We start from the raw sequence: 26,881 nt of genomic DNA on the forward strand, positions 1-26,881 counted from the left end.
TCCGATTCCCGTGCCTCCACGCATCGGGACCACATGGCTCCTACCCGGCCATCGCCGGCATGGCAGCCATGTACTCCTCCAGTGACTGGGCCTGCTCCCTCGAAAGGCGCAGACCATCCTTTGTTCTCCTCCACAGCACGTCTTCGGCGTGCCGGGCCCATTCCTGCTCGACGAGATAGGTGACCTCTGCCTCGTAGAGATCGCCGCCGAACAGCCGTCCGAGATCGTCGATGCCGCGGGCATCGCCAAGTAACAGCTCTGCCTTTGTACCGTAGCGGCGCACCAGCCGGCGGGCATGCCGATCGGCGAGGAACGAATAACGCCGCTTGAGCTTGTCAACCTGCGCCTCGTAACCCCGGACAGGGAAATCGCCGCCCGGCAGATGGCTTTTGGCCGTCCACGGGGCGCCTTTGGCGCCGATCGCAGCACCGATCTTCTCCAGCGCATGTTCGGAAAGCCGGCGATAGGTGGTGAGCTTGCCGCCGAAAACGTTGAGCAACGGCGCAGCGTCACCCTCGCCTTCCAGCTTCAGCACATAGTCGCGCGTCGCCTCCTGCGCCTTCGAGGCGCCGTCGTCATAAAGCGGCCTGACCGCAGAATAGGTCCAGACGATATCCTCCGGCCTGACCGGCTCCTTGAAATATTCCGACGCCGCATTGCAAAGATAGACGGTCTCTTCCTCGGAGATTCGGACATCCCGGGGATCGGCGGTGTAGTCGCGATCCGTGGTGCCGATCAGGGTGAAGTCACCCTCATAGGGAATGGCGAAGATGATGCGGTTGTCGGGATTCTGGAAGAAATAGGCTCTCACATCGTCGAATTTCTTCTTCACGACGATATGGCTACCCTGGACGAGGCGGACATGATGGGCTTCGTTCTGGCCAAAGGCGGAACGAATGACATGGTCGACCCAGGGACCGGCAGCATTGACCAGCATGCGGGCCTGATGGCTGTCATTGCGACCGGAGACGGTATCGGTGGTCTCGATCTGCCACAGCCCATTCTCGCGCCTTGCCGACACCACTTTGGTGCGCGGCATGATCTGCGCGCCTTTGTCGGCCGCGTCTCGGGCGTTCAGCACCACCATGCGGGCATCGTCGACCCAACCATCGGAATATTCAAAGGCCTTGGAAAACAGCGCTTTCAGCGGCTTTCCGGCCGGATCGCGGCGCATGTCGAGCACCGATGTCGGCGGCAACAGCTTGCGGCCGCCAAGATGGTCGTAGAGGAAGAGGCCGAGCCGGATCAGCCAGGCCGGGCGGATGCCACCCTTGTGGTAGGGCAGCACGAAGCGCAGCGGCCAAATGATGTGCGGGGCCATCGCCCAGAGGATCTCGCGCTCCATCAGCGATTCACGCACCAGCCGGAACTCGTAATGCTCGAGGTAACGCAGGCCGCCATGGATCAGCTTGGTGGCGCCCGACGAGGTACCCGAGGCGAAATCGTTCATCTCCGCCAGCGCCACCGAATAACCGCGCCCGACGGCATCGCGCGCAATGCCGCAGCCGTTGATGCCGCCACCGATGACGAATATGTCGTGAATATTTCGGCCCAATTCCCCCTCCGAGCCCGCAGTCAATTTCGCATCGCACAAAACTTGCGCAATTGCGAAAGTAACATCAGTTAAAACGAAAGGAATACGAATGTCAAACGAATGTTTGTGAGGGTCTGTTTGTCTAGCGAGATCTGCCGTTCGTTTCGATCAGTTTCACATTGTTTTCGAGGCAGAGATTGCGGATCGACGGCACAGGACAGCGATCGGTGATGAAGGTATGAACCTGGGAAAGCTGACCGATCCTGACCGGCGCGGTACGTTCGAACTTCGTCGAATCGGCAACGAGAATGACATGCCGGGCATTGGCGATGATGGCCTGGGCGACCTTCACTTCGCGAAAATCATAGTCAAGAAGCGCGCCATCGATATCGATCGCCGACGCGCCGATCACGGCGTAATCGACCTTGAACTGGCGGATGAAATCGACGGCCGCCTCGCCGACGATCCCGCCGTCCGAACCGCGCACGACCCCGCCTGCGATCACCACCTCGATCGCCGGCAGCAGACGTAACCTATTGGCAACATTTATATTGTTGGTGATCACCATCAGCTCGTGATGGTTGGCGAGCGCCTCGCCCACCGCCTCGGTCGTGGTTCCGATATTGATGAATAGCGAGGCCCCGCTCGGAATCAGCTCGACCGCGGCAATGCCGATCGCCTGCTTCTCGGAAGCGGCGATCTGACGGCGCGCTTCGTATTTGACATTCTCGGTCCCGCTCGGGAATGTGGCGCCGCCATGGATGCGCGTCAGCACCTGCGCATCGCAGAGATCGTTGAGGTCCTTGCGGATCGTCTGTGGCGTCACCGAAAAGCGGGAGGCGAGCTCCTCGACCAGAACCCTGCCGCTCGATTTCGCAATCGCCACGATTTCAATTTGCCGGTCGGTCAAGAACATGAGCGTGCGCCTTTCGATCTGCTTTCGTTTTAAAGAAAGCGAACCGCAGCGCAATGCCTATCTGTTACCGGGCCGCCTTCCCGGCCCGAATTCGACGCTACCGCTTCCGCATCACGTTGACGACGAGCACACCGAGGATTGCCATGACGCCACCGACCGCGCCGAGCACCGTCGGCGTTTCGCCCAACCAGACGAACCCGATCAGCGTGGCGACCGGGGGAACGCCGTAGAGGAAATTCGAGGCGCGGGCGGCCGTCAGCCGCTTCAGGGCGATTGCCCAGGTGAGATAGCCGATCGCGGTCGGGAAGATAACGAGATAGGCAACGCCCCAGTTCACCTCCGCCGGTGCGGCGGCCAGCGCCTCGATCGTCGCCGGAACGGCCGGAAACAGTGGCACGGAACCGATGAGCAGAATCCAGGCAGTGACGGCAAGCGCCGGCAACCGCCCGAGCAGCGGCTTCTGCAGCACGCTGGCGACTGCCGAGCAGAGCGCTGCGCCAAGGATGAGGACGGCATTCGGATCGAGCCTGAAGCCGCTGTCGGAGGCGACCGCGATCAGCGCCACGCCGCCGAAGGAAACTGCCGTGCCCACCCAGCCCCAGCGGCCGAAGCGCTCGCCGAGCGCGAATGTGGCAATAAGGGCAGTGAAGACGGGCATGGTGTTGATGATGAAGCTTGCCGGTCCCGCCGCAACGGTCTGCTCGCCAGTGTTCAGCAGAACCGCATAGGCGGCGATGAAAAGCACCGCGGCAACGGAGAGGCGGAAAAAATCGCGTTTTTCCGGCATCGGCCGATAGATGACGAGATAGACGAGGGCGATGACGCCGGCTGCCACATAACGCGCCGTCGCCAGTTCGATCGGCGTCAGCGGTCCGAGACAGATGCGGATCACCACGAAGGAGGAAGCCCAGGAGAGGATGGTGACGACGATCGCCGCAAAGGCGACCAGATCGAACCCGCCTTGCTGTTTCGTCGAAACCGGTACGCTTGCCACCATGCTCATTTTTGCCTCCATATGTTCCTGCGACAGTGATTAGGCCTTCGATGCGTGCTTGAAAAGCATCGCAATCGATGATCAAATGTGCGTATGGTTCACAGCTCGCCAGTGCTTCCGCCGCTCGATACGATCGAGACCTTTGCCCGCGCCGCCCGGCTCGGATCGTTTTCGGCTGCCGCCGAGGAAAGCGGCATCACCCACGGCGCGGTGTCGCGGCAGGTCTCGCGGCTGGAGCGCTGGATGGGCGTTCGCCTGTTTGCGCGCGAAGCCCGAGGCGTGCGCCTGACGCCGGAAGGCATGCGGTTTTTCGCGCGGGCGGAAGAAGCACTTACGCTGCTCGGCAATAGCGGCGAACGCTGGCTGCCTCGCCGCAACAAGGCGGTGGTACGCCTTTCGGTGACGCCCTCTGTCGCCTCTCTATGGCTGTTTCAACGCCTGCCGAAGCTCGAAGGAAACGAGCTGCATGTCGAGCTGACGCTCGAACACCGGCTGGCGGATTTCGGCGAAGGCGCGGATCTTGCCATTCGCTGCGGCAAGGGACCATGGGCCGGCGTGCGCGCCCTGCCGCTCTGGCAGGAGAAATCATTTCCGATCGCCGCCCCGGCGCTGGCGGAGCGGCTCGGGCAGCGCTCCGATGCCTTGGCGCTGCTCGATCTGCCGATCCTGCACGATTCGAATATTGAAGGCTGGCGGCGCTGGCTCTCTCGTGAGGGCGTCGACTATATACCACGCGGCCATGATCGGCGCTTCGAGGACTATAATCTGGTGATCGATGCCTGCGCGCAGGGCCTCGGGATCGCGCTCGCGCGGCCGCCGCTGTCGGATGCCGCGTTGGCCACCGGGCGCGTCGTCGCGGTGTCGGAGCGGACGCTCGATTATCATGTGGCCTTTCACCTGATTAGACCGGACGAGGCCCTTAGAAGTCCTGCCATCGAATTCGCCAGCCGCTTCCTGCGTGAGGCCGGCCATGACGAGGCGACGATCGCTACTTTTATCGCACCCGGCCGAGCGAAAGCGTAGGCGGAAAGCTGGGCGGCGGCTCCGGCGATCGCCGGTCGCTACTCCGCCGAAAACTTCAGGCGCATTTCTTTCGCCAGTTCGAAACCAGTGGCGTGATAGACGGGTTCGCCGGCATCGGAGGCATGAATGACAGCAGTCGTGCAGCCGATCGATTTCAGATAGTCGACAGCCTTGTTGGTTAACGCAAGTGCGATGCCGACGCCGGCGGAAGGCGTCGTCAACATAGACGGACCAGATGTAACCGTGCAGCCGCTGTTCCGGCCGGATGATCTCCGGAAACGGCGATTGGTGCAGCTGGCAGGATGCGGAACCGGCAATGTCACCGTCGACGATGGCGAGGAACGAGGTCAGGCGGCGCTCTTCGCGACCGCTTCTGATGAAAGACAATATCCGCGCCCCGGCATCAGGCCTGTAGTGTTCCGGTGGTGTGCCGTAGCTGTCCCAGATCTTTAGATAGTGCCCGACCAGGATCTCGTCCTCGCCAGGCGTTGCCATTCGAATATCCATCATGTCGTGATCCGGCCTGGGCATGCGAGGGTGCGAAATCGCGCCCCAGACGAGATGACATCCCCTGCCGCGACGCGGCAGGGGATGTCAAAAAGGCCATATCAATTGGCTGGTGTGAGCGTCATCGAGGCGCTGCCGGCCGCAACGTTGAGGCCGAGCTGACCGGTCAGGCTGACCGTCTGCAGATGGATCGAACCGGAAGTGCCACCAACCAGGAGATTGGCGCCGACACCGGCGCCGAGCGTCGCTTCGGCGGTGGCGCCGACGTAGAGGCCGGCGAGCGATCCGCGGTGATAGCCGGCCGTCGGCGCGAACACGGCCCAGATCAGGCGGCTGCGCGTGGTGAAGCCAAGGTCGATGCCGAGCTTTCTCATTTCACCCGTATAACGATCCGAAAGTTCGTTGCCGACGGTCGACTGGAAGATGCAGTCGGCCTCTTTGGAGGAACCGAGCACGTAACCCGTGCCGCCGCCGATATCGCAGGTGAGGTAACCGATCTTCACGCCATTGCGCAGGTCCGGCTCTTCATATGTCCTGTTGCCGAGGTCGGCGGCATTGACCGCCCCAGCGCCGACAAACGTCAACGATACCGCGGCAAACGCCGTCGCAAGAATTTTGTTCATAAGTCTCTCCTTCTCAAATCGTGACGGGAGCATACCCGGCTACTCGCCACCAGATTCGGCAACAGATAACGGACGGAACCGCAAAACGATCCCGAACCGGCATCATTTACGCATCGCATGTCAAAGCGCCTGGGAGGGCGCAAGCGACAAACACGCTTACGGTTCAGCTCCCATTGGGACATTTCGAAGGCACCTTTTCGCGTCATCCGGTTATTTCACGATCTTGTCAGGGATGGTTGCCGGAAAGGCACGATCTTGATCGCCGTCAACTCTCGACGAGCGGTATCATGCACATCGCAGGCGCCCCTATTTGGATAGGCGATCAATGATCGCGCAGGTTGCCATGCCGTATAGATAGCTGTACTATTTGAAAATACTCTCCATGCAGTACTGCAACTGGAGAGGAAACGGCATGATTGCTTGGCATTGCCGCAGAATTTCCGCTTGTTTTCCGGAATTCTGCTTCTGTTCGAACAGCAACTAAGTCTGAATTTGAGAAATATCATTAGGCGATATTTTCGCGGGGGCCGGACAATCGTACGCCTGCCGATCTCTATTGGAGATAACGGGTAATTTATCGGGAGGGAAAGATGCGCATACGCAGGACAAACATCATACTGGCGGGATGCCTTGCCGTCTCCGCCTGCCAGTCCGGCCCGACGTCGCAGGCCGTCGCAGATCGTAATTCAGAATTCGGCTGCATCGCTGGAACCGTCGGCGGCGCGATTGTCGGTGGCTTGATCGGCAGCACGATCGGCGCCGGAACCGGGCAGGTGCTTGCTGTCGGCGCCGGCATCGGCGGCGGCGGTTACGTCGGCAACCGTCTGGCTTGCCGCTAATTGGGGAGGGATATCAAGCGATGAAGACCTTGGCTTTGGTGACCACATTCATACTGTGCCAATGCGTTGGGGCAGCGGCGCAACAACAGCAACAGCCCGGATCGATGTATCAGGGCCACATGGATCGGCTTGACGCAAATACCAGCAAGACCGTCGACCGATCGGAATACGAGACCTTCATGGGCACGGCTTTCGGAAGTCTCGACAAGAACAAGGACGGCAGCCTGCAGTCCGACGAGACGGTGCAGATCCTGACGGTCGAGCAATTCACTTTGACCGACGCGAACAACAACGGCCGGATCAGCCGAAGCGAATTCATGCAGCGGGTGATGGCGGATTTCGCGACAGCCGACCACGACCGGGACGGAAACCTTCAGTGACGGAGACGTCAAACCGAATGTGGCAATAAAGAAAAACCCGGCGGATGTTTCGCCGGGTTTTTATACTTTAATCTGTTCGCGTTATACTTTTCGCATCAGTTGCATGACGAGCGATACGACGAACAGCACCAGGAAAATGAAGAACAGAACCTGGGCAATGGAAGCTGAAGCCCCTGCGATGCCGCCAAATCCGAGGACGCCGGCAATCAAGGCCACGACGAGAAACACCAGAGCGTAATAAAGCATCGCAATCTCCTTGTACGTTGCTGCGGAGATAACGGAGGCCGCCCCATTTGGTTCCCATCTGCCTAATGGCCGGGGCCTGCAACGTCGCAGCAGTTCCATTCAGCCGACGTGAAAGACGCCGCTATACATCCGGTCGCCTTCATTCGGCTCGGGAGGTTCGGCCGCGTCGAGATAGGCCTTGAGCGGCCCGGTCAGCACGAACCAGATGCTGGCTCCCAGCATGAAACAGGCTCCCACCGGATCGTCGATGCGGGCGATGAACGGAAGGCAGGCCGATGCGAAGAGGACGATGATCCGCACCGACCACTCTGCCTCACGTTTGGCGATGGCGCGTGCTCTCAGCGACTTGTACTCCCGGGCGCCGTAACTGCCTTGCCCTGCCTTCACAGCCGAAAGCAGCTTTCGCGCGGACGGCAGCGCCAGCATGACCAGCGCGGCAACAACGAGCGTGAAAGTCTCGCCGGCCATGACCTGCCCGCTCGCGATCAGGAGAAAGGAGAGCACAACGAGATTCCACGTCGGCTCCAGCAGCTCCGGCGGTTGCCGCGTGCGGAGATGCCAACTCCGCAGCAAACCCGCCGCGCCGTGCAGTAGCGGCTGATCGATATAACGATTGATCCAGTCCATGCCGATGCGCCCGTCCCCGATTGCATGAAGAGGCCTCCGAACACCACGGAATTTGGTCATCATCGTGGCGACAACCGTCGAATCCGTCCGCAACCGATCGAACCGCGTGTCGCAACACCTAAAATTTGGAGCCGATTTCAGACGCGCGGCAGCCGTCTAGCTCAATTCCTGCGCGACTTCCCAAACATGGCCGATGGATCCGCAAAGGCCGCGGTGCGTTTTCTCCTCCGTTGCCCCGAGCGGCCAATCGATGTCGCTAGCCGGCTCTTCACTGGTCGTTTCGACACTGACGGTTTCGACATGCCGGGCAAAATAACCGTCAGCTTCGCAGGCCGGGCGCCTCCTGACCGGTGCGCGCCACATATTCGGTATAGCCGCCGCCATATTGATGGATGCCGTCGGGCGTCAGCTCCAGCACCCGGTTGGAGAGTGCAGCCAGGAAATGCCGGTCGTGCGACACGAACAGCATCGTACCCTCATATTGCGACAGCGCCTTGATCAGCATTTCCTTGGTGTCGAGGTCGAGGTGGTTCGTCGGCTCGTCGAGCACGAGCAGGTTCGGCGGGTCGAACAGCATCATTGCCATGACCAGCCGCGCCTTCTCACCGCCTGACAGCACCCGACACCGCTTTTCGATATCGTCGCCGGAGAAGCCGAAACATCCGGCTAGCGCACGCAAAGGCCCCTGCCCTGCCTGGGGAAACCGGTGTTCCAACGATTGGAAGACGGTGTGCTCGCCGTCGAGAATATCCATGGCGTGCTGGGCGAAATAGCCCATCTTGACGCTGGCGCCGAGAGCGACGCTGCCTTCGTCAGGCTCGGCCGTGCCCGTCACCAATTTCAACAGCGTCGATTTCCCGGCGCCGTTGATACCCATGATGCACCAGCGTTCCCGGCGCCGCACCATGAAATCCAGCCCTTCATAAATGCTTCGACTGCCGTATTTCTTGTGGACGCCCTTCAGGCTGACTACGTCCTCGCCAGAGCGCGGTGCAGGCTGGAAATCGAAGGCGACCGACTGGCGGCGCTTAGGCGGCTCTACCCGGTCGATCTTCTCCAGCTTCTTGACGCGGCTCTGCACCTGCGAGGCATGCGAGGCGCGCGCCTTGAACCGCTCGATGAACTTGATTTCCTTGGCGAGCATCGCCTGCTGGCGCTCGAACTGGGCCTGCTGCTGTTTCTCGTTCTGCGCCCGCTGCTGCTCGTAGAATTCGTAGTCGCCGGAATAGGCCGTCAGCATGCCGCCGTCGATCTCGATGATCTTGGTGACGATGCGGTTCATGAACTCGCGGTCGTGCGAGGTCATCAGCAGCGCGCCCTCATACCCCTTCAGGAACTCTTCCAGCCAGATCAGGCTTTCCAGATCCAGATGGTTGCTCGGCTCGTCGAGCAGCATGACATCGGGGCGCATCAGCAGAATGCGGGCAAGCGCCACGCGCATCTTCCAGCCGCCCGACAGCGCGCCGACATCGCCGTCCATCATCTCCTGGCTGAAGCTCAGGCCCGCGAGCACTTCGCGGGCGCGTCCCTCGAGCGCGTAACCGTCCAGCTCCTCGTAGCGCGCCTGCACCTCGCCATAGCGCTCTATGATGTTGTCCATGTCGTCGGCCTGCTCGGGATCGGCCATGGCGGCTTCGAGCTCGCGCAACTCCGCAGCAACGATGCTGACCGGCCCGGCGCCGTTCATCACCTCGGCGACGGCGCTGTGGCCGGCCATCTCGCCGACGTCCTGGTTGAAATAGCCGATGGTGACGCCCTTCTCGCAGGAGACCTGCCCCTCGTCGGGCTGCTCCTCGCCGTTGATCATCCGGAAAACGGTCGTCTTGCCGGCGCCGTTCGGGCCGACGAGACCGATCTTCTCGCCTCTGTTGAGCGCTGCGGAAGCCTCGATGAAGAGGATGCGGTGGCTGAGCTGCTTGCTGATATTTTCGATACGGATCATGATTTACGCGGCGCCTGGAGAAGGAGATTTTGGCGCGCTTATGCCATGCGGGGAAACCGCAGGATAGCCCTGTTTCCCACCCTCTCGATCAAGAATATGATGCCGAAAAGCCTGAGCGGTTTTCGAACCACATCCCTTGCCGCCCTGAAGGCCTGGGCTCCCGATCGCCAGAGCGCCGAAGAACGCGAGAGACTTGTCAACGAAGCCTCCGACGCCGTCTGGGCGTTTTTCATCCAACGCGAGATCTGCGGCTTGCGGAACAACCGCGACGCCATTCAGCGCTACGGCATCCCGAACGAGGTGATCGCGAGATTGGGCGCGATGCGAAAATGACGCGGCGTCGGCTGGCACATCAGCCGTCGAGCCTCTCTATTGGGTGGAAATCCCCGGTGCGGAACGGTATGGCTTGGTGCCGCACCAATGCGAAAGGAAACGCGATGCCAATCTCCATCCGGATCGGGAATGAGGATCTCACAGTCGATGTCTCCTCTCTCGGCGCCGAGATGCAGGCGCTGAGGTCAAGCGACGGACGCTCGTGGTTATGGACCGGCGACGCAGCCTTCTGGACCGGGCGGTCGCCGATCCTGTTTCCGATCGTCGGCAAGGCGCCGGATGACAAGATCGCGATCGACGGCATGGTCTATCCGATGGCCCAGCATGGCTTTGCCCGCCGCAGCGAATTCGTGCTTGCGGCCTCCACTGAGACGATGTGCCGGTTCGAACTGGCCGCCTCGGATGCGACCCGGGCGGTCTATCCGTTCGAATTTCAGCTGGCCGTGGTGCATGCGGTCGAGGGCCGCGCGTTGACCGTCACGGCCGAGGTTACCAATCGCGACCATAAGCCGATGCCCTTCGGTCTCGGCTTCCATTCGGCCTTCGCCTGGCCATTGCCAGGTGCTTCCGGGCGCGACCATATCGTGACGCTCGACAATAAAGGCGAGCCGGCGCTTGTGCGGCTGGAAGGCGGTCTCATCAACCCCGCGACCCTACCCTCGCCGTTCGATGCCGGCCGGCTGGTGCTCGATCATGCCATGTTCGAGCAGGATGCGATGATTTTCCCTGATGGTGCGGGCGAAAGCTTGAGTTACGGCGCCGAAGGCGGGCCGACCATGCAGTTCCATTTCGAAAACCTGCCCAACCTTGCGCTGTGGACTAAGCCGGGTGCGCCCTTCCTCTGCATCGAGCCGTGGCATGGAACGGCTGCGGAAGCTGGAGGGTCGAGCGAGCTGTCGGCGAGGCCGTCGACCACGATCCTGGCGCCGGGTGCGGTGGCGAGCTTCGCCTTCACGGTCAAAATTCCGGAATAGGGACAGACAGAAAGCGCTCGCCGGGAAGCCGGGCGAGCGCCGATGTCTCAGTGAGCGCCGGCGCCACCGCCGGCCCGCGGTTTTTGGGTAAGCAGCAGGGCGACGGCTGCAATGGCGAGAACCACGCCGATGACGGCGAATGTATCGGCAAAACCGAGGATGAGGGCCTGGCGTTTGACGACCTGGCCAAGCGCCACGACGGCCTTCTGGGCTGCGACGGTATGGTCGGAGACCCCATGTTGGACGAAATAGGCTGTCAATTGGTCGAGACGGGTGCGGACTTCATCGCGGCCGAGCGTTACCGACTGGCCGATGATGTTCGAGTGGAACTGCTCGCGTTTGGTCAGCACCGTGCCGAGCGTTGCCGTGCCGACAGCGCCGCCGAGATTGCGCAGCATGTTGGTCAGGCCCGAGGCGGCGGCCGCATCTGAAGGCGCAATGCCGGCGGTGGTGATGGCGGTGATCGGCGTCAGCACGAGAGCCTGGCCGATGGCCCGGACGATATTCGGGATCCAGAACTGGTCACCTGCCGTGTCGGCGGACAACGTGATGTTCATGAAGCAGCTGATCGCGAAGATCGAGATGCCGAGGAAGCCGATATACCGCGCATCGAAGCGTTTCATCATCATCGGCACGAGAGGGATCAAAAGCAGCTGTGGCAGGCCGGTCCAGGCCAGCACGTTGCCGATCTGCTCGGCATTGTAGCGCTGCACCTGGCCGAGATATTGCGGCAGGATGTAGACCGTGCCGAAGAGGGCGACGCCGACCAGCACGTTGACGGCAACGCCGATGCCGAAATTGCGCTGCCTGAGCAGGCTGAGCTTGACCAGCGGCTTCTTCACCGTGAGCTCGATCCAAATGAAGGCGACGAGGAAGGCAAAGGCAACGATACTGAGCTTGACGATGAAGGGCGAGGAGAACCAGTCCTCCTTATTGCCTTCCTCGAGCACCGTCTGCAGTGCCGACAGGCCAATGGCCATGGTGAATATCCCCGCCCAGTCGCCTTCCCTCAAAAGGCCGAGCTGCATCGGCTGCTTGTCGAGCGTCAGGGCAAGGGCGACCGCCATGATGGCGCTCGGGACGGCATTGAGCGCAAGCGGAAGGGCAATATTGAGCGGTGTGCCGTGAAGCCCCCCTCATCGCCTCGCTATCGCTCCGGCACTTCTCCCCGCTGGGGAGAAGAGACAAGTGGCAACGTCTTGCCCCCTCCTCGGCCAGAGACAACACCTCAGTTTGGCGGAGCGCCCAGCGCATGCAGGATGCCGCGCAGTTCGGCGAGGCCGCGCATGCGCCCGATCGCCGGGTAGCCTGGTGTGACGACCTTGTCGAGGTCGTCGAGCATGCGATGGCCATGGTCCGATCGGAACACGATGGTGTCTTCGGGACTGCGGTGGCGGTCTTCGGCGACCAGTTCGCTGAGAACGGCGACCATGTCGACGTCGCCTTCCAGATGCGCGCTTTCATGGAATGTCCGGCCGTCACCCTCGCGCGTCGTGGCACGTAGATGGGCGAAGTGGATGCGCGAAGCAAAACGCCGGGCGATCGCCGGCAGGTCGTTTTCGGCGCGCACGCCGAGGCTGCCGGTGCAATAACACATACCGTTCGCCGCCGACGGCACCGCATCGAAGAGAGCGGTATAGTCGTCCGCCGTCGAGGCGATGCGCGGCAGGCCGAACAGCGAACGCGGCGGATCGTCGGGATGCAGCGTCAGCTTGACGCCGCGGGCTTCGGCAGCCGGCGTCACCGCCTCCAGGAATTCGATCAGGTGCCGGCGCAGTCTTGCGGCATCGATGCCACTATAGGCGACGAGCTTTTCGCGGAAAGCCGGAATGGTCAGAGGTTCGGTGGTCGACCCCGGCAGAGCCGAGGTGATGATGCGGGTGATGTCGGCGACCTCGTCATCCGTCATCGCCTCGAAGACGATACGCGCCCGTTCACGGTCTTCGCTGGAATAGTGCTGCGCCGCATCCGGCCGTTCCAGAATGAAGAGATCGAAGGCTGCAAAACGCTCGTGGTCGAAGCGCATGGCAGTGGCGCCGGTCGGCGTCACGAAATCGAGTTCGGTGCGGGTCCAGTCCACCACCGGCATGAAATTATAGCAGACGATCGGAATACCACAGGCGGCGACCGCTTCGAGACTGGCGATCCACGCCTCGATTTCGGCCTTCGCCTCCCCGCCCTTGCGCTTGACGGCATCGGGGATCGGGATGCTCTCGACCACCGACCAGACGAGCGGCGAGCGGTCGCCGGGTGTCGTCTCGATCAGAGCCTGCCGTTCGCGCACTTCCTTCTCCGTCCAGGCCCTCCCGATCGGCACCTGATGCAATGAAGAGACGATATTCGTCGCGCCCGTCTGGCGGACATCATCTAGCGTCACCGGCGCTTCCGGTCCGAACCATCTCCAACCCTGTCGCATCCTTCTTCCTTCCCTCTCGCTTTTCGTTTCGTGTTGGTCTGCCGTCAGCAGAAATAATCGGGGTAACGCGCGTGCAACTCGTCGACATCGGGAATGACGGCACTCAGATGATGGGTCATCGCGCTGCGTGCAACCGCCGCATCATGGGCGGCGAGCGCATCGCGGATGATCATGTGTTCCTGCACGACATTATCCGTGCGCCCAAGCGCCGGCAAAGTCAGGCGCCGAGCCCGGTCGATCTGCACCTTAACCGTTTTCAGGATTGCCCAGATGCCGGGATAACCTGAGATCTGCGCGATCGCCTCATGAAAGGCCTCGTCCTCCTCATGGAAGCTCGAGGCATTGCCGGTCGCGGCATGCGCCCGCTGCCGGGCTATGATGGCGTCGAGACGGGCGATATCGGCGGCCGTCGCGGTCAAAGCCGCAGCCTCGACGGTCGCGCCTTCGAGCGCCTTGCGCACGACGACCGCCTCAGGGATCGCCGAGACCGGCACCCGCGACACGACGGTGCCCGACTGCGGGTAGATATCGACCAGTCCGCCTTCGGAAAGCCGGAGCAGCGCCTCGCGTACCGGCGTGCGGCTGACGCCGAAATCATCGGCGATCCGCTTTTCCTGCAGCAGCATGCCGGGCGGCATCCGCAGCGACACGATGTCGGCATAAAGGCGATCGTAGATGGCGCCGGCCGTGGTGATACGGCGCAGCCTGCCCCCGGGCTCCCGCGACGTCGGGACGACCAAAACTTCGGTTTCTGATGCTTGCCGCATGGATATACCGGGACGCTGAAACTCCGTGGCATACTAGTATATCAGCTTTATCGCCGTGCCAAGAGACGCTGCTCAAGGTTCGACGCTTCGCGAAGCAAGTCGACCCGCGGGCCACGGGCTCGAGGCAAAAACATGGAACGGCAATTACAGTGCGCAAGCGCGGGTGAACGGCATAGACCTCGCGGAAATGAAAAGCTGATCTCTACGCCGAGGCACTCTTTGTTTGGAACTTAGATCGGCCAAGTTGGTTGAGATCCGCAAGGAGACCCTCATGAAAAAGCCAGCACCACGCAAGACAAACGAAAATACGACTGACGGCGGCCGGCCGAAAACTCCACCCGCCGCGGACGCTGGCGGACGGAAGATGGTTCGGCGAGCCGCAAACCAAATCGACAGGCCGAGCGGCGGGTCGCCGGCAGCCAGCCGCGAGGAGGAGATCCGAGGAAGGGCATATTCCCTGTGGGAGAAAGAAGGCAGGCCGGAAGGCAAGCACGGGCATCACTGGACCCTGGCCGAACATGAACTCGATGCGCAGCAGGGCGAAGCCGACAATCCTCCAAACCTCGCAGCATTGCGAGAGGCCTCGCGCGAACATACGGATGCCTTCCTCGTCAAGACCGATCTCGAGGACGCCGATCAACGCGAAGCCTCCCCCGGCACACGCGAGCAGGATTGAACTTCCGCCTCGCGCCAATCTCAGACCTCTTGCCATTCAGAAAGGTGCCCGACATGACCGACAAACAGAACTTGAACGCCGGATTCACCGGAACGCCCGCTGAGCAGCCGGAGGGATTGACCAAGGTCGCGAAGTCGGCAGCCAAAGAGATGAAACGTGAGGCTTATGCCGTCGCCTTGGGTGCCAGAGAGCACCCGCATACCGCAAGCGCATTGCTGCTCACCACCGGCATTGTCGCATTCGGGCTTGGCTATCTCCTTGGTCGATCGTCGGCGGAAGGTTCGACACGCCCATATTGGCGATAGCGGCAGCCGCGTCACTTCAACGAGGCGCATGCATCGGTTCTTCGACTAGCCATGCCGATCCCGATGGCGCCGCCTTCTCTTTTCTCGGAGCGCCCCGTCGGGCTGCTTGCTACACCGTCACATCAAGCTCGCACCTCAGACGTGTTTTCTGCTCAAGCTGGCCTTACCGTCGCACGCACTTGCCACCCATCATCGAAAAGAACTACGTCTGTCCGGATGCCTGTTGCCGGAATACCACGTCGAATAAAGCCATAGATTGCACCGTTATCACAGCTTGACAGCTGTGATGACGATCCTTAGCGAGGCAGCATCGACACGGTCAGGACCGGCAAAGTGAATTATTTTAGACAACTCAAGATGGCAGTGCTTTATCCGGGGGACGAGGCCGGAAGCGCACTCGACCGAAACAACCGCATTGCCGTCTTTCTCTTTGCAATCCTTCCAGGGCTTTCGCCGAACTTTAACTCCTTCATCCTCCTCGCGTCGATGGTGTGGGGCGTCTACTGTCTGGCGACAGGCAGCCTCGCCTTGAACCTGTCGAAATCCGACCGGCTCGTTGCCATTTTCATGTCGATCTATCCGCTGGTGATGATCGCCAGCATTTTCATCAATCCGCCTTACTCCGAAGTACCGGACTGGATATTCCGGCTCCTGCCTTTCTTTTCCATCTGGCTGATATTGCCGCGAATGCGCCAATCTCCCGATGGCCGTCTAGTGCCGCTCTTTATCCTCGGCGCAGGCATCGGCATGATTGTCACCTTTCTTTTCAGTCTCCTGCAGATCATGTTTCTGATGGAGAGAGCAGAGGCTGGAACGTCGAACGCTGCACTCCTCGGCGTGATAGGTATTCTGTTCGGCGGCATTGCGCTTCTCAACATTCAATCTCCCAGAAGCGTGGAGCAAAGAATTGCGATATTGGGATATGCCGCGGGTCTAGGCTGCGTTCTGCTTTCCGGAACGCGCTCGGCCTGGCTGGTCATTCCCATCCATATCGTCATCTTTCTCTGGTATTTTCGCAAACACAGCTTCCATCTGAGTTTGCGCAGCCTGGCTATTACCAGCTCTCTGCTGTTGGTGGGACTTCTCACCCTGGGCAGCGGCCAGATCCTCCATCGCATCCAGGCGCTTCAGGAAAATCTGACGTCGCTCGAACGCACCGACGGCGAGATCACGTCGCTGAGTGCCCGGTTCGCCTTGTACAAAGGCGCACTATCAGCAATCAGTAAGGACCCGTTGACAGGTTATGGCCCGCAGAACCGGATGAGTTCGGTTTTGGCAGAGCTTCCCGATAATATAAGGCCGCAGTTGCCTTACTCGCATGTCCATAACGGCTTTCTGACCGCGGGAATCGACGCCGGCGTTTTCGGCATTGCAGCGCTATCGCTGATGCTGCTGACGCCCGTGATCGGCGCGTGGAGAAAAGAACCGGGACCGGGCCGGGATTTGGCGATTGCGCTCGCTCTTCTGCTCGTCAGCAGCTACGTCATAACAGGCAGCTTTGGCATCATGTTCAATCAGAAAGCTTTGGATCCGATCTTCGCCTACATGGTTGCCCTTATTTGTGCGGATCGCGGCAGCACGGGCTTTGCACCCGTCGTTCGGAGCTGACGTCCGGTACCCCTTGAGCCTGCAGACCCTACAGCGTGCCTTGAATTGTCTGAGGCAGCCGTATTGGCTCGGCGCCGGTGAATGCTAGATCAGAAACCTCACCCGTTGACGAATAGCCGGAAACAAGCTCCGCCAATGTCGCACGTGCAGCGATCATATCGTTCCGGTCCAATGCCGCGTTGAGCGTGTTGAGCCTTCGCGACAGCTCCGGCCAGGACAGGAAATCCTCGCGCGCCTTCATAATCCGAGGATGTTCGGTTGTTTCAGGGTTGTCCCCGATCAACAGTTCTTCAAAGAGCTTCTCGCCGGGCCGAAGACCGGTAACGGATAGCTCGATATCGCCTTCGGGATTGTCTTCGTCGCGGACGGCCAGCCCGGAAAGCTCCACCATCTTGCGGGCGAGATCTGCGATGCGAACCGGCTCTCCCATGTCGAGCAGGAAGACATCTCCGCCCTCCGCCATCGCGCCGGCCTGTATGACGAGTTGAGAAGCCTCCGAAATGGTCATGAAATAGCGGGTTATATCAGGATGTGTCAGCGTCACCGGGCCGCCCTCCTTGATCTGCTGCCGGAAAAGCGGCACGACGGATCCGGAGGAGCCGAGGACGTTTCCGAAACGGACCATGGAGAAATTCGTTCGCATTCTGTCGATAGCCGATTCCGCCGCAAGCGCCTGCAGAACCATCTCTGCCAGCCTTTTGCTGGCGCCCATCACATTCGTCGGACGCACGGCTTTGTCTGTGCTGATCAGCACGAAATTCGAGACGCCGCATTTATTCGCCGCGCGTGCCGCGACCAGCGTACCCATCACATTGTTCTTGATGCCTTCCACGGCATTGTGTTCGACAAGGGGAACATGCTTGTAAGCGGCTGCATGATAGAGCGTCTGAGGTCGCCAGCTCTGCATGACATGTTCCATGCGATCCTGATCGCGAACGGAACACAGAATCGGAACGATCTGCATACTTTCATGCTTGTACAGTTCGGCGAGCTTCTGCAATTCGGCATGGATATTATAAAGCGCAAACTCATTCTGATCGATGAGGATCAGGCTGGAAGGCCCGGTGCGCAATATCTGACGGCATAACTCGCCGCCGATCGAGCCGCCAGCGCCGGTAACCATCACCACCTTGTTGCGCATCGACTTGTCGAGTAGCTCCTGGCGCGGCGCGACCGCTTCTCTTCCCAGCAGATCTTCGATTTCCAGCTCGCGGATGTCGGAGACGGCGATGCGTCCCTGAGCCAGGGCAGTGAGATCCGGCAACGTGCGAACATTGACCCTGGCTTTACGGATGTGCTCCAGGATTTCGTTGCGACGCTGCCGCGATGCGGAGGGAAGAGCAAGAAGCACGTTGTGCACGCCGAGAGATTCGGCAAGTACCGGAAGATCCGAGGGGTCGTAGATCGGCAAACCACCCATGACGCCGCCCTTGAGACGCGGATCATCATCCAGATAGCCGACGACATTGAGTTCGGCACTGTTGATCAAGGCACCGGCCAGTTGCCGCCCGGCCGTCCCTGCCCCATAGATCAGCACCTTGGCGAGCATATTCTTGTGAAGGATGCGCTGGTAGGCATCCCCGAGCCAGTAGCGGATACTCAACCTCGACAGCCCGATCGCAATCAACAGAAGGAAGGGCTGGAGGATGCCGACGGTTCTCGGAACACCGGGGACGCTGAGTGCTGTAAATATCGTCATGAAGGCGACGCCGTAGATCGCAATCGCCTTCAGAACAGTAATGAAAGCAGCCATATTGGCATAACGGAAGATCGCCCGATACATGCCCATGACGATAAAGATGGGAAGGGCCATGCACAGTGAAACGAAGACCGGCAGCCACTGCACACCTGTCAGCACCGTCCATTCGTTCAGTCGGAAACAATAAGCCAGCCAGATCGTCAGAACACAAAAGCTGGAATCCAGCAGCAAGGCCAGAGCGCGTTTGGCAACCCGCGGCATCGCCAGCAGAGGGGCGACGAGCGCTTGCATCGGCATTAAGAACCATCCTGAGCGCGGCGTCTCAGTGGGGGTATTTTCGGGCATTGCTTACCAGCGTCTCGCGGATCAATCAGACAACCACCTTCTTGTCATTTTCTGCAACGAGCGCAACTGAAATAATCGGAAAGTAAGGTCTCCCGCACTGCTTTATCTATCAGAAGTAGGTAGCTTAATGCCTTATTCCCTTACGGCGAATGACCTTCTCGGCCGTCATAAACAGGATGCTTATGTCGAAGCCGAACGAGCGGCGTTCGAGATATTCGACATCGAATTTTACCTTCTCCGGAATCGGCAATTCGTCCCGGCCATTGATCTGCGCCCATCCCGTCAGTCCGGGCAGGAGCCTGTCGACACCATGGGCCGTCCGCAACTCTATCAGATCATGCTGATTGTAGAGTGCCGGGCGCGGGCCGACGAAACTCATCTTCCCTTCGAGAATGCACCAGAGTTGCGGCAGTTCGTCGAGGCTGGATTTGCGGAGAAACGAGCCGATGGGTGTCAGAAACCGATCCGGACTTTCGAGCAGATGCGTGGCAACTGTCGGTGTGTCGACGCGCATGCTGCGAAATTTGGGCATCAGGAAGATCTGATTGAAACGGCCGACACGTTTTGACCAATAGAGGATCGGTCCCGGAGAGGTCAGGCGAACACAAAGAGCGACGACAAGGATTGGAACAAGCAGAATCGCCACCGCAATCAAAGCCAAGACAAAATCCACCGCCCGTTTCAAACCCATGCTCCGCAGCTCTTCCGCCCTATCGTCCGGCCATCCGCCATTCGCGCTATCGCGTTGCCGTATCGTCAAAAAGCGTTTCGCGTCAACTGCAGGGATGTAGTGTTTTTTCCATGGATCGGCTTGGTCGATCATCCCTGCAGGGCAGTAATTGGAGCAGATCTGGTGGCACGGCGGATTGAACGAAGCCGCTTGCGCGGCATTTGGAGCTCGGGATTTGCATGATGCGCTTCTGATTTGAAGGATTGGGTTGTTTGCCCAACTTTCAGAACAGGAGATGACGATGACAGAGATAAGCCCGCTGCGCCGGCGCATGATCGATGACATGACGATCCGCAATCTTTCGCCAGCGACGCAACGATCGTATTTGCATGCGGTGACGAAGTTCTCGCGCTATTTCGGGCGATCGCCAGACCGTCTTGGACTGGAAGACGTGGCGCGTTTCAGGTGCATCTGGTCTCATCGGGCCTATCATGGCCGGCCTTGAACCAGACAGTTTGTGCCCCGCGGTTCTTCTTTGGCATCACGCTTGGTCATGGCGAGATACCGGAGCGCATTGCCTATGCCCGGACACCCGCCAAGCTTCCGACGATCCTAAACGGCGACGACATCGTGCGGTTTCTGGAAGTGGTTCCGAGCCTGAGGACCCGCACCGCACTGACGACAGCTTATGCGGCGGGGCTGCGCGCCTCGGAAGCTGTCCATCTCAAGGTTCGCGACATTGCCTCGATCCAAGACGGCTGGTCTTCATCGATGAAACCTGGATCAAGACCAACATGGCGCCGCTTCGAGGCTGGGGGTCGAAGGGCAAACGCCTGCGCAGCTTCGCCCCGCACGGACATTGGCGCACCCTGACTTTCCTCGGCGCGTTGCGCTGCGATCGGCCTACCGCACCCTGTGTCTTCGATGGACCGATCAACGGTGAGTGCTTTCGCGCCTATGTCGAGCAGCAACTCCTACCGGTGCTCAAACCCGGCGACATCGTCGTGATGGATAATCTCGGCTCCCACAAGTCGGTCGCCATCCGTCAGATGATCCGCAACGCTGGTGCTCGGCTCTGGTACTTGCCGCCATACTCCCCGACCTCAATCCGATCGAACAGGCTTTCGCCAAAATCAAGCACTGGATGCGCCTGGCTCAGAAGCGAACCATCCACCTGGCGCCACATCGGACACCTCGTCACAACCATCGAGCCCAGCGAATGCAGCAACTACTTCGCCAATACAGGATACGCTTCCGTCAAAACCTGAAACGCTCTAAAGGCCCTAGCGCTTGCGAATGCAGTCATGGACACGGTACCTGCGGCCGAACTCGGAAATGCGCTGGCGGCAGGAAAAATGCGTCAGGAGGAACTGAACCGACAGCTCGCAGAGGTTGTCTAGCACCGAACAAATCGGATGCCGCTGTCTGGTATCCGCAGAAGAATGTACAGCGCCGGTTGCAACCATCCAGTTACCCTCCGACCATTCGTCCGGCTGACGACGTCTGCATTTAGGGATGAGCGGCGGGAGAGCAGTGGAGCTGCCCTCCTCGCAGGTTCAGGCGGCTTCGGCTGAGAATCGGTCGAACAGCGGCTTGAGGCGGGGATGACGGGCGGCCCGGGGCGGGTGGATCTCGACGATTCGGCCAGATTTCGTCTCGCGCCGCAGCCATTCGCTAATCGTCTCAGCGCTGGTGTGATCCATGTAAAACAGGTGTTTGCCGATGATATTGACTTTGCGGCCGTCGGGTAGCCCTTCGAATGTGCTGAGTAGCGCCGGCACGTCTTTGCAGGTGACCGCTCCGCGCAAACGGACATGAATTTCGTCGTCGATCTCAGCATGCCTGATCACAAGCTTTCGGCGCAGATAGGGGAGAATTTCCAGAATCGACAACGCAAGACCGAGCGCCACGCCGACCAGCAAATCCTGCAGGACGACCATGGCCACCGTCACTGCCCAGATTCCGACCGGTACGAGACCATGGTGCTCGAACAAGTGACGCACATGGTGGAGACTGATCAGCCTCCAGCCAGTGACGAGCAGGACGGCGGCAAGCGCCGTCAACGGCACCATTCCCAACACGCCCGGTAAAAGCACCACCAACGCCAGGATCCAAACGCCATGTAATATTGCCGAGGTGCGCGTGCGAGCTCCAGCCTGGATATTGGCCGATGATCGAACAATGACACCCGTGATCGGCAAGGCCCCGAGCAATCCACAAAGGCCGTTACCGACGCCTTGGGCGAATAGTTCCTTGTTGAAGCGGGTACGTTCTCCATCGTGCATTCGGTCGACGGCGGCCGCGGAAAGAAGCGTTTCGGCGCTTGCAATGACGGCAATCATCAACGTCATTAAAATAATGCCCGGCTGCACAAGCTGGGCGAAATTCCCCGCCGTCGGAAAGGATATGCTGTCAACTAGAGAGGCGGGCACGTCCACGCGGGCGATCGGGAGTTCAAGCGTGGTTGTCAAGATCGTAGCGGCAGCAACACCGACAAGAGCTCCCGGGACCAGCGACAGTGATTTCGGGCGGAATTTCTCCCAACACACCATCGCAAGAAGAGCGATAAGGCCGACCAACAGTGCGACGGCCTCGTTGGTGACATTGGTGCCCGTTAACCGTCTGACACTCTCGTCGATGGCGGTGACGTTCTCTATGCCACCTGCTGCGGGCTTGGCACCCATGAGAACATGGATCTGTCCCAGGATGATCAAAATGCCGATGCCGGCCAGCATCCCATGAACCACCGCCGGAGAAATCGCTCTGAACCAGGAGCCGATTCTCAGGAAACCCGCCACGATCTGCAGAAGTCCGACAACGAGCAGCACAGGACCGAGCATGGCAATGCCATGCTGTTCGACGAAGCCGAAGACGATCACGGCAAGACCGGCGGCAGGCCCGGAGACCTGAAGAGGTGAGCCAGCGAGAAGGCCGACGGCCAAGCCGCCGACAATACCGGAGATCAGGCCCATGGCTGCGGGCACTCCTGAGGCGATCGCAATTCCCAGGCAAAGTGGAATGGCGACAAGAAAAACGACCACAGAAGAAGCGAGGTCGCGCGACAAGGTAGAGCCGTTGTTTATCATGGCACTATTCTCCGGCGAGCGCAGCCGCGACGCGCGGCATGACATGCGGGCGATCACGCCCCGTAACAGCGACTGGCAGCGGCTCATTCTCCCTCACCTCGGTAAATGCTGCCAATGCTCCGTCATAGACCTGGACCTCACCCGTCTCGATGTCGAAGAACCAGCCGTGGAGTGTGATTTCGTTGGTTGCGAGCTTTGCCGCCACTGATGGATGGGTCTTCAGGTGGTCAATCTGTACGACAACATTTTCCATCGCTACTGCACGCACACGCTCAGTGTCGGAAAGGTCGTCGGGATAGGCCTGGCATACGACCGAATAGGCGGCGTGGCTGTGGCGCAGCCAGGCTGCGACATTGGGCATCGGCTCAAGCATTTCCGGATGGCACAGCCCTTTCATCGCTCCGCAATCAGAGTGACCGCAGACGACAATGTCACTGACGCCGAGCGCCAGAATGGCGTATTCGATCGCGGAAGAGACCCCACCATTGAGGGTCGAGAAGGGGGGAACGATATTGCCTGCATTGCGGCAGACGAAGAGATCGCCGGGGCCGGACTGCGTTATCGTTTCCGGCATCACGCGGCTGTCGGCGCAAGATATCATCAGGGCATGGGGCTGCTGACCTTCGCGAGCGAGTTTGCGGTAAAGCGCCGAATGGGTCGGGAATACGGCGCCGCGAAAACTGGAGATACCTTTCAGGAGATCACCCATATTCGGATCCTCTTTCTGGCCGGACGTCGGAGCGGGAAATCTCTCATCCGGCGGGTTGCAGAAGCGATCTGTTCGCACGCGCACAATAAGGGGTGGCGAGAACCCGATAAAAGAGGCTCTCCGGATTTTGCATCGCAACATTTTTTGAACGAGAAGTGATCCGGCTGATTATCCTATCGGCGAAGACCTGACCCTCGTGCCGCCCAGGGCCTTCAGGCCAGGTTCGATCGGATTTTTTCCATCCGCACCGGTTATGACGATCTCGACAATCTGCTGTTTCGGCTGAGACGCCGCAAGGCCGAACGGTTGCGGGTTCTGGAGCGGCCTGAAACCCCGCTCCATACCAATGCGTCGGAAAGAGATCTGCGCGGATTTGTCATCAAGCGAAAGATCTCCGGCGGCACGGTCAGTCGCAACGGTCGGCAGGCGCGCGACAGCATGCTCGGCCTGATGAAGACCTGCCAAAAGCTCGGCCTGTCGTTCTGGCACTACCTCGACGATCGGCTGGGGATCGGTGACGAGGATCATCTTATTGCGCCCCTCGCCTCCCTGGTTGCTGCACGCGCCTGAACGCCCTCGACCCTTGCGCACGAGCACCCTGCTCTGCGTCAGACATGCTGATTGTGTCGGCACGGCCACCACATCAGCCCCGCTTACCGCGGGGCTCTTCCGTCTCTCGAAATTTTCGCGGCCCTAACCTCCTGATCCGAAAGCGGGAAGCTGCCAACCAGAAACTATTTCGGCCTTTATTTCCGTTACACTCTGTTAACCATAATTGTTCGTATCAAAAGACCGTGAAGCGGGCAACCGGCGTTATAACGCCGATGGCTTAGTGTCGCTGCTGCTTTCACAAAGCCTGCTTGCGTTTAGAAGCCCCCAACCGAACACCGGGTCTTTCCCTGGCTTCCCAATGTCGTCGGTAAATTGCCTTATCTTTGCCTCCAGACTTTCAAGCGACATATCAGGATCGCCAGCGATCAGCACCGAGACCGCCGCCGTGATGAAGGGCGCAGCGAAGGATGTGCCGGTTTTTTGTCGGGCGCCGGAGATGGACGCCGCAGTCCAGACCCCCACGCCAGGAGCGGCAATGTCAATATAATCGCCACGCACGGCTCGGCGATAAGGGTTGCGCCCCCTGTCAACTGCCGTCACGGCAATCACGTCGTCATAGGCCGCAGGGTAAACAGGCTTTGCGTTCGGGCCATCATTGCCGGCGGCGGCCACCAGGATCATCCCGCTTTCGGTCGCCGCTTTCACGGATTTTTCGAGCACCGCGTTCGCCGGGCCGGTCAAGCTCAGGTTGACGACCTTGACGTCGCGCTGAACGAGCATATCCAGCGCCCGCACGAGGTCGTAAATGTTGGCGATATCCGCAGATTTTCCGGGTCGCTGAAAGGCATCGACGGCGATGAGTTCCGCCCCAGGCAGGAGGCCGGGGACGCGGCTGTCCGATGCACCGATCAAAAGGGCAGCAACGGCAGTACCATGCTGCGCCCCCGATTTTGTCGCCTCCCCTTCGCTGAGGCGAATGACCTCCAACCGCGTATTCGTCAGGGTCATATGATCGATATTGATCGCCGTGTCGATGAGACCGATGCGGGGCGGCTTGGCGCATCGGCTGACCTCACCGGTCGGCCACCCGACGATCTCGCGGACGAGTGCGCACCCCTCCCCCGAGCAGCCTGCCTTGTTCTCCGATTGCGGCTGGTAGAAATGGTTGAGATCGACCACGGCCGTCGCACTGCGGGCCACGACGGCAGCGCGCGCCGAATCGAGCGTCATGCCCGCCGGCACGATGAGCCTCACCATTTCGCCGCCGATGAGCGAAACCTGGATGCGATCATCAACGGCAAAGCCCTCCTGGGTCAATCCGGCAATCGCCTCTTCTTCAAGACCAATCGCGACGAGCTCGTTAGGCGCCTGTTCCGGCGTTGGGGCTGGGCGGCGCATGGGTATACGACGCTCGCGGGATGGCCAGCGAAAGAGCGAGCGTAGATCATGGAAGCCGCCTCCGCCCCGATGGTATGCGGGATTGTCGCGGTCTCCACCGCGGCCGTTATCGTCGCCACCACCACTGCCGCCGTCATCGTCATCTCCATCATCGTCATCGGCAAGCGCAGCGGGAATGGTGAACCCGGCGTCACCCGACGGCAGGGGCAGAACAGTAAGTACCCCGCCGATAGTTGCAGCAGCGAGGAGGCGCAATGACTTAATCTTGACGGTAAGCAGCATGGTCGGTCTCCTGCGGCAGTTTCCGATTGGCTTCTCAGATCGAGAAGCCACTTTCGATCAAACTATCCCGAGAATACGTTTGACTCGACAGCTTATTCCCTCGCGTGCGAAAAAGCGGAATGACCAACGACACGCAGACAGTACCCGAACGGCTGGTTGCCTTCCTGCCGAACCTCAGGCGTTTTGCGATCTCGCTGTGCCGTTCCCGGGAATTGGCAGACGACCTTGTGCAGATGGCCTGTGAGCGCGCTATCCTGGCAGCCGACAGCTTTGTACCCGGCAGCCGGTTCGATGCCTGGATGTTCCGCATTCTGCGCAATTTGTGGATCGACCACCTGCGCCGCCAGAAAACGGCTGGCCCCAAAGGCGATCTGGAGGATGCGCGCGATGTGTCGATTCCGTCCGGCGAGGCTGCATCGCTTGCGCGCATGGATCTGCTCGAAGTGACCGCCGCCCTCCAAAAGCTGCCGGCCGAACAGCGGGAAGTGCTGGTGCTTGTCTGCGTTGAGGAGTTCAGTTACCGCGATGCCGCCGAGGTTCTCGCTATCCCGATCGGCACGGTGATGAGCAGGCTTGCCCGCGCACGGAAAAATCTGATGGAACTGACGGGAATAAGTTTTGGCGAGAGCCGTTCGCCCGATACGAAAGGCGGCGTTCTATGAGCAGGAAAGATTTTGACGATGAAACATTGATGGCATTTGCCGATGGCGAACTGGACGAGACGCAAAGCCGCGCGCTGGAAGAGGCGCTTGCTGACAACGAGGCGCTCTGCGAACGCCTCGCCGTTTTCCTCGACAGCCGCCGGTTGGTGGGTGATGCGCTGAAACCCCTGATCGACGAGCCGGTGCCTGAGGCGTTGCTTGCTTCGGTCCGCAGGATGGCGGATGAGGCACGGCGCCAAACGCCGCAGGATAACGTCGTTTCCTTCCGTCCAAAACAACAGCAGCAGACGATGCGGCGCTGGCTCGTGCCGGTGGCGGCAAGTCTTGTGGCGATCGTGACCGGCATTGTCGGTTTTGCGCTGGGCCGCATAAACCCGTCTGCATCGAATTCCGGCGCAGAGATCGCTGCTGTCCTCGACCGCGAGGTGTCTGGTCGGGACGTGACGCTGCCTTTCCCGGAAACGGTGCTGCATGTCGTCGCCTCATTCCGCGACGAACGCGGCGAACTCTGCCGCGAATATGAGCTGAAGCAGCCGAAAAGCAGCACGCTCACCGTTGCTTGCCGGCAGAACGGCGCCTGGGCGACGCGGCTCGCACTAACATCTGCGAAAGCCGACGGATACGTACCTGCCTCGTCACAGGAGACGATCGACGCCTATCTGGCCTCGATCCAGGCGGGGGCACCACTTTCGCCTGAGGAAGAGCGAAAGGTTCTGGCCCCTGAATGAATATTTGCGATCATCAGGAATAAGTCTTTCCGGGCGCCGT

23 protein-coding genes and 6 pseudogenes are annotated in these 26,881 nt (G+C 60.2%); 13 read left to right on the top strand and 16 right to left on the bottom strand.

Annotated features, from left to right (window positions below; all coding sequences use genetic code 11):
* Positions 1–40: 40 nt before the first annotated feature.
* The 3 genes from glpD to RWJ89_RS22630 form a co-directional block, all read right to left on the bottom strand.
* On the bottom strand, positions 41–1,555 hold the full coding sequence (gene glpD, locus RWJ89_RS22620; protein ID WP_316031468.1) for a glycerol-3-phosphate dehydrogenase: 1,515 nt from the start codon (positions 1,553–1,555) through the stop codon (positions 41–43).
* Between the two features lie 121 nt (positions 1,556–1,676).
* Positions 1,677–2,450 (bottom strand): DeoR/GlpR family DNA-binding transcription regulator, encoded by a 774-nt coding sequence (locus RWJ89_RS22625; protein ID WP_168282856.1) that lies wholly within the window; start codon positions 2,448–2,450, stop codon positions 1,677–1,679.
* A gap of 97 nt (positions 2,451–2,547) precedes the next feature.
* Entirely contained in the window at positions 2,548–3,465 is a 918-nt protein-coding gene (locus RWJ89_RS22630; protein WP_316031469.1) for a DMT family transporter, read from the bottom strand.
* Positions 3,466–3,537: 72 nt separating this feature from the next.
* On the opposite strand from RWJ89_RS22630, the gene RWJ89_RS22635 reads away from it, so the two are divergent.
* Positions 3,538–4,467: a LysR family transcriptional regulator gene (locus RWJ89_RS22635; protein ID WP_168282852.1), complete on the top strand. Its 930-nt coding sequence runs from the start codon at positions 3,538–3,540 to the stop codon at positions 4,465–4,467.
* A gap of 38 nt (positions 4,468–4,505) precedes the next feature.
* On the opposite strand, the pseudogene RWJ89_RS22640 reads toward RWJ89_RS22635, so the two are convergent.
* Positions 4,506–4,998: pseudogene (locus tag RWJ89_RS22640) on the bottom strand (GNAT family N-acetyltransferase).
* Positions 4,999–5,075: 77 nt separating this feature from the next.
* The gene (locus tag RWJ89_RS22645) at positions 5,076–5,597 is read right to left on the bottom strand and encodes a DUF992 domain-containing protein (protein ID WP_168282850.1); all 522 of its coding nucleotides are present in this window, start codon (positions 5,595–5,597) and stop codon (positions 5,076–5,078) included.
* 590 nt (positions 5,598–6,187) lie between these two features.
* Here RWJ89_RS22645 and RWJ89_RS22650 point away from each other — a divergent pair.
* On the top strand, positions 6,188–6,436 hold the full coding sequence (locus tag RWJ89_RS22650) for a hypothetical protein (RefSeq protein ID WP_316031470.1): 249 nt from the start codon (positions 6,188–6,190) through the stop codon (positions 6,434–6,436).
* A gap of 20 nt (positions 6,437–6,456) precedes the next feature.
* Complete coding sequence (locus RWJ89_RS22655; protein ID WP_316031471.1) at positions 6,457–6,816, top strand: EF-hand domain-containing protein; 360 nt, start codon at positions 6,457–6,459, stop codon at positions 6,814–6,816.
* 81 nt (positions 6,817–6,897) lie between these two features.
* Here the strand turns inward: RWJ89_RS22655 and RWJ89_RS22660 are convergent, their stop codons facing one another.
* The 3 genes from RWJ89_RS22660 to abc-f form a co-directional block, all read right to left on the bottom strand.
* Positions 6,898–7,062 carry a DUF1328 domain-containing protein gene (locus tag RWJ89_RS22660; protein WP_017969338.1) on the bottom strand — a complete coding sequence of 55 codons (165 nt, stop codon included), beginning with the start codon at positions 7,060–7,062 and terminating at the stop codon, positions 6,898–6,900.
* 99 nt (positions 7,063–7,161) lie between these two features.
* Positions 7,162–7,752 (bottom strand): hypothetical protein, encoded by a 591-nt coding sequence (locus tag RWJ89_RS22665; protein WP_316031472.1) that lies wholly within the window; start codon positions 7,750–7,752, stop codon positions 7,162–7,164.
* Between the two features lie 256 nt (positions 7,753–8,008).
* The gene (gene abc-f, locus RWJ89_RS22670) at positions 8,009–9,631 is read right to left on the bottom strand and encodes a ribosomal protection-like ABC-F family protein (RefSeq protein ID WP_221946811.1); all 1,623 of its coding nucleotides are present in this window, start codon (positions 9,629–9,631) and stop codon (positions 8,009–8,011) included.
* Positions 9,632–9,763: 132 nt separating this feature from the next.
* On the opposite strand from abc-f, the pseudogene RWJ89_RS22675 reads away from it, so the two are divergent.
* Both RWJ89_RS22675 and RWJ89_RS22680 read left to right on the top strand, forming a co-directional pair.
* Positions 9,764–9,964, top strand: a pseudogene (locus tag RWJ89_RS22675) (DUF6665 family protein); the annotation flags it as partial.
* Positions 9,965–10,068: 104 nt separating this feature from the next.
* A complete protein-coding gene (locus RWJ89_RS22680) occupies positions 10,069–10,938 on the top strand; it encodes an aldose 1-epimerase family protein (RefSeq protein ID WP_316031473.1) in 870 nt (289 codons plus the stop codon).
* 47 nt (positions 10,939–10,985) lie between these two features.
* Here the strand turns inward: RWJ89_RS22680 and RWJ89_RS22685 are convergent.
* The 3 genes and pseudogenes from RWJ89_RS22685 to RWJ89_RS22695 all read right to left on the bottom strand — a co-directional run.
* Positions 10,986–12,029: pseudogene (locus tag RWJ89_RS22685) on the bottom strand (MFS transporter); the annotation flags it as partial.
* Positions 12,030–12,166: 137 nt separating this feature from the next.
* Positions 12,167–13,354 carry a mannonate dehydratase gene (uxuA, locus tag RWJ89_RS22690; protein WP_221946813.1) on the bottom strand — a complete coding sequence of 396 codons (1,188 nt, stop codon included), beginning with the start codon at positions 13,352–13,354 and terminating at the stop codon, positions 12,167–12,169.
* 44 nt (positions 13,355–13,398) lie between these two features.
* Positions 13,399–14,121 carry a GntR family transcriptional regulator gene (locus RWJ89_RS22695; RefSeq protein ID WP_316031474.1) on the bottom strand — a complete coding sequence of 241 codons (723 nt, stop codon included), beginning with the start codon at positions 14,119–14,121 and terminating at the stop codon, positions 13,399–13,401.
* 271 nt (positions 14,122–14,392) lie between these two features.
* Between RWJ89_RS22695 and RWJ89_RS22700 the strand changes: the two genes are divergently transcribed.
* The 3 genes from RWJ89_RS22700 (at position 14,393) to RWJ89_RS22710 (ending at position 16,710) form a co-directional block, all read left to right on the top strand.
* Entirely contained in the window at positions 14,393–14,797 is a 405-nt protein-coding gene (locus tag RWJ89_RS22700) for a DUF2934 domain-containing protein (protein WP_025398492.1), read from the top strand.
* Positions 14,798–14,850: 53 nt separating this feature from the next.
* A complete protein-coding gene (locus RWJ89_RS22705; RefSeq protein ID WP_025398493.1) occupies positions 14,851–15,102 on the top strand; it encodes a hypothetical protein in 252 nt (83 codons plus the stop codon).
* A 333-nt stretch (positions 15,103–15,435) separates the two neighbouring features.
* A complete protein-coding gene (locus RWJ89_RS22710) occupies positions 15,436–16,710 on the top strand; it encodes an O-antigen ligase family protein (RefSeq protein WP_131665593.1) in 1,275 nt (424 codons plus the stop codon).
* 28 nt (positions 16,711–16,738) lie between these two features.
* On the opposite strand, the gene RWJ89_RS22715 is transcribed toward RWJ89_RS22710, so the two are convergent.
* The gene (locus tag RWJ89_RS22715) at positions 16,739–18,754 is read right to left on the bottom strand and encodes a polysaccharide biosynthesis protein (RefSeq protein ID WP_131665592.1); all 2,016 of its coding nucleotides are present in this window, start codon (positions 18,752–18,754) and stop codon (positions 16,739–16,741) included.
* A gap of 124 nt (positions 18,755–18,878) precedes the next feature.
* On the bottom strand, positions 18,879–19,445 hold the full coding sequence (locus RWJ89_RS22720) for a sugar transferase (protein ID WP_131665650.1): 567 nt from the start codon (positions 19,443–19,445) through the stop codon (positions 18,879–18,881).
* A 280-nt stretch (positions 19,446–19,725) separates the two neighbouring features.
* Between RWJ89_RS22720 and RWJ89_RS22725 the strand changes: the two are divergent.
* A pseudogene (locus tag RWJ89_RS22725) lies at positions 19,726–20,165 on the top strand (tyrosine-type recombinase/integrase); the annotation flags it as partial.
* A gap of 2 nt (positions 20,166–20,167) precedes the next feature.
* A pseudogene (locus tag RWJ89_RS22730) lies at positions 20,168–20,692 on the top strand (IS630 family transposase); the annotation flags it as partial.
* Between the two features lie 288 nt (positions 20,693–20,980).
* Here the strand turns inward: RWJ89_RS22730 and RWJ89_RS22735 are convergent.
* Together RWJ89_RS22735 and RWJ89_RS22740 are read right to left on the bottom strand one after the other, a co-directional pair.
* Positions 20,981–22,510, bottom strand: coding sequence for a SulP family inorganic anion transporter (locus RWJ89_RS22735; protein ID WP_168282834.1), 1,530 nt, complete (start codon positions 22,508–22,510; stop codon positions 20,981–20,983).
* 4 nt (positions 22,511–22,514) lie between these two features.
* Entirely contained in the window at positions 22,515–23,219 is a 705-nt protein-coding gene (locus RWJ89_RS22740) for a carbonic anhydrase (RefSeq protein ID WP_131665590.1), read from the bottom strand.
* Between the two features lie 171 nt (positions 23,220–23,390).
* On the opposite strand from RWJ89_RS22740, the pseudogene RWJ89_RS22745 reads away from it, so the two are divergent.
* A pseudogene (locus RWJ89_RS22745) lies at positions 23,391–23,789 on the top strand (IS66 family transposase); the annotation flags it as partial.
* Positions 23,790–24,032: 243 nt separating this feature from the next.
* Here the strand turns inward: RWJ89_RS22745 and RWJ89_RS22750 are convergent.
* Positions 24,033–25,451 (bottom strand): S8 family serine peptidase, encoded by a 1,419-nt coding sequence (locus tag RWJ89_RS22750; RefSeq protein ID WP_260692921.1) that lies wholly within the window; start codon positions 25,449–25,451, stop codon positions 24,033–24,035.
* A 119-nt stretch (positions 25,452–25,570) separates the two neighbouring features.
* On the opposite strand from RWJ89_RS22750, the gene RWJ89_RS22755 reads away from it, so the two are divergent.
* Both RWJ89_RS22755 and RWJ89_RS22760 read left to right on the top strand, forming a co-directional pair.
* A complete protein-coding gene (locus tag RWJ89_RS22755) occupies positions 25,571–26,113 on the top strand; it encodes an RNA polymerase sigma factor (RefSeq protein ID WP_168282830.1) in 543 nt (180 codons plus the stop codon).
* The gene (locus RWJ89_RS22760; RefSeq protein WP_131665586.1) at positions 26,110–26,841 is read left to right on the top strand and encodes an anti-sigma factor family protein; all 732 of its coding nucleotides are present in this window, start codon (positions 26,110–26,112) and stop codon (positions 26,839–26,841) included. Before RWJ89_RS22755 ends, RWJ89_RS22760 begins: the two co-directional genes overlap by 4 nt.
* Positions 26,842–26,881: the final 40 nt, after the last annotated feature.

Origin of the sequence: Rhizobium sp. 10PS4 (genome assembly GCF_032464805.1) — a bacterium.
Lineage (GTDB): Bacteria > Pseudomonadota > Alphaproteobacteria > Rhizobiales > Rhizobiaceae > Rhizobium > Rhizobium laguerreae.

Bases quoted from the DNA above. Each gene is read 5' to 3' on its own strand.
- RWJ89_RS22630 (WP_316031469.1), bottom strand. From the start codon at position 3,465: ATGGAGGCAAAAATGAGCATGGTGGCAAGCGTACCGGTTTCGACGAAA.
- RWJ89_RS22635 (WP_168282852.1), top strand. From the start codon at position 3,538: ATGGTTCACAGCTCGCCAGTGCTTCCGCCGCTCGATACGATCGAGACC.
- abc-f (WP_221946811.1), bottom strand. From the start codon at position 9,631: ATGATCCGTATCGAAAATATCAGCAAGCAGCTCAGCCACCGCATCCTC.
- RWJ89_RS22680 (WP_316031473.1), top strand. From the start codon at position 10,069: ATGCCAATCTCCATCCGGATCGGGAATGAGGATCTCACAGTCGATGTC.
- RWJ89_RS22750 (WP_260692921.1), bottom strand. From the start codon at position 25,451: ATGCTGCTTACCGTCAAGATTAAGTCATTGCGCCTCCTCGCTGCTGCA.
- RWJ89_RS22700 (WP_025398492.1), top strand. From the start codon at position 14,393: ATGAAAAAGCCAGCACCACGCAAGACAAACGAAAATACGACTGACGGC.
- RWJ89_RS22625 (WP_168282856.1), bottom strand. From the start codon at position 2,450: ATGTTCTTGACCGACCGGCAAATTGAAATCGTGGCGATTGCGAAATCG.
- RWJ89_RS22720 (WP_131665650.1), bottom strand. From the start codon at position 19,445: ATGGGTTTGAAACGGGCGGTGGATTTTGTCTTGGCTTTGATTGCGGTG.
- RWJ89_RS22705 (WP_025398493.1), top strand. From the start codon at position 14,851: ATGACCGACAAACAGAACTTGAACGCCGGATTCACCGGAACGCCCGCT.
- RWJ89_RS22715 (WP_131665592.1), bottom strand. From the start codon at position 18,754: ATGCCCGAAAATACCCCCACTGAGACGCCGCGCTCAGGATGGTTCTTA.
- RWJ89_RS22755 (WP_168282830.1), top strand. From the start codon at position 25,571: ATGACCAACGACACGCAGACAGTACCCGAACGGCTGGTTGCCTTCCTG.
- RWJ89_RS22660 (WP_017969338.1), bottom strand. From the start codon at position 7,062: ATGCTTTATTACGCTCTGGTGTTTCTCGTCGTGGCCTTGATTGCCGGC.
- RWJ89_RS22735 (WP_168282834.1), bottom strand. From the start codon at position 22,510: ATGATAAACAACGGCTCTACCTTGTCGCGCGACCTCGCTTCTTCTGTG.
- RWJ89_RS22665 (WP_316031472.1), bottom strand. From the start codon at position 7,752: ATGATGACCAAATTCCGTGGTGTTCGGAGGCCTCTTCATGCAATCGGG.
- uxuA (WP_221946813.1), bottom strand. From the start codon at position 13,354: ATGCGACAGGGTTGGAGATGGTTCGGACCGGAAGCGCCGGTGACGCTA.
- RWJ89_RS22655 (WP_316031471.1), top strand. From the start codon at position 6,457: ATGAAGACCTTGGCTTTGGTGACCACATTCATACTGTGCCAATGCGTT.
- RWJ89_RS22695 (WP_316031474.1), bottom strand. From the start codon at position 14,121: ATGCGGCAAGCATCAGAAACCGAAGTTTTGGTCGTCCCGACGTCGCGG.
- RWJ89_RS22760 (WP_131665586.1), top strand. From the start codon at position 26,110: ATGAGCAGGAAAGATTTTGACGATGAAACATTGATGGCATTTGCCGAT.
- RWJ89_RS22650 (WP_316031470.1), top strand. From the start codon at position 6,188: ATGCGCATACGCAGGACAAACATCATACTGGCGGGATGCCTTGCCGTC.
- RWJ89_RS22645 (WP_168282850.1), bottom strand. From the start codon at position 5,597: ATGAACAAAATTCTTGCGACGGCGTTTGCCGCGGTATCGTTGACGTTT.
- RWJ89_RS22740 (WP_131665590.1), bottom strand. From the start codon at position 23,219: ATGGGTGATCTCCTGAAAGGTATCTCCAGTTTTCGCGGCGCCGTATTC.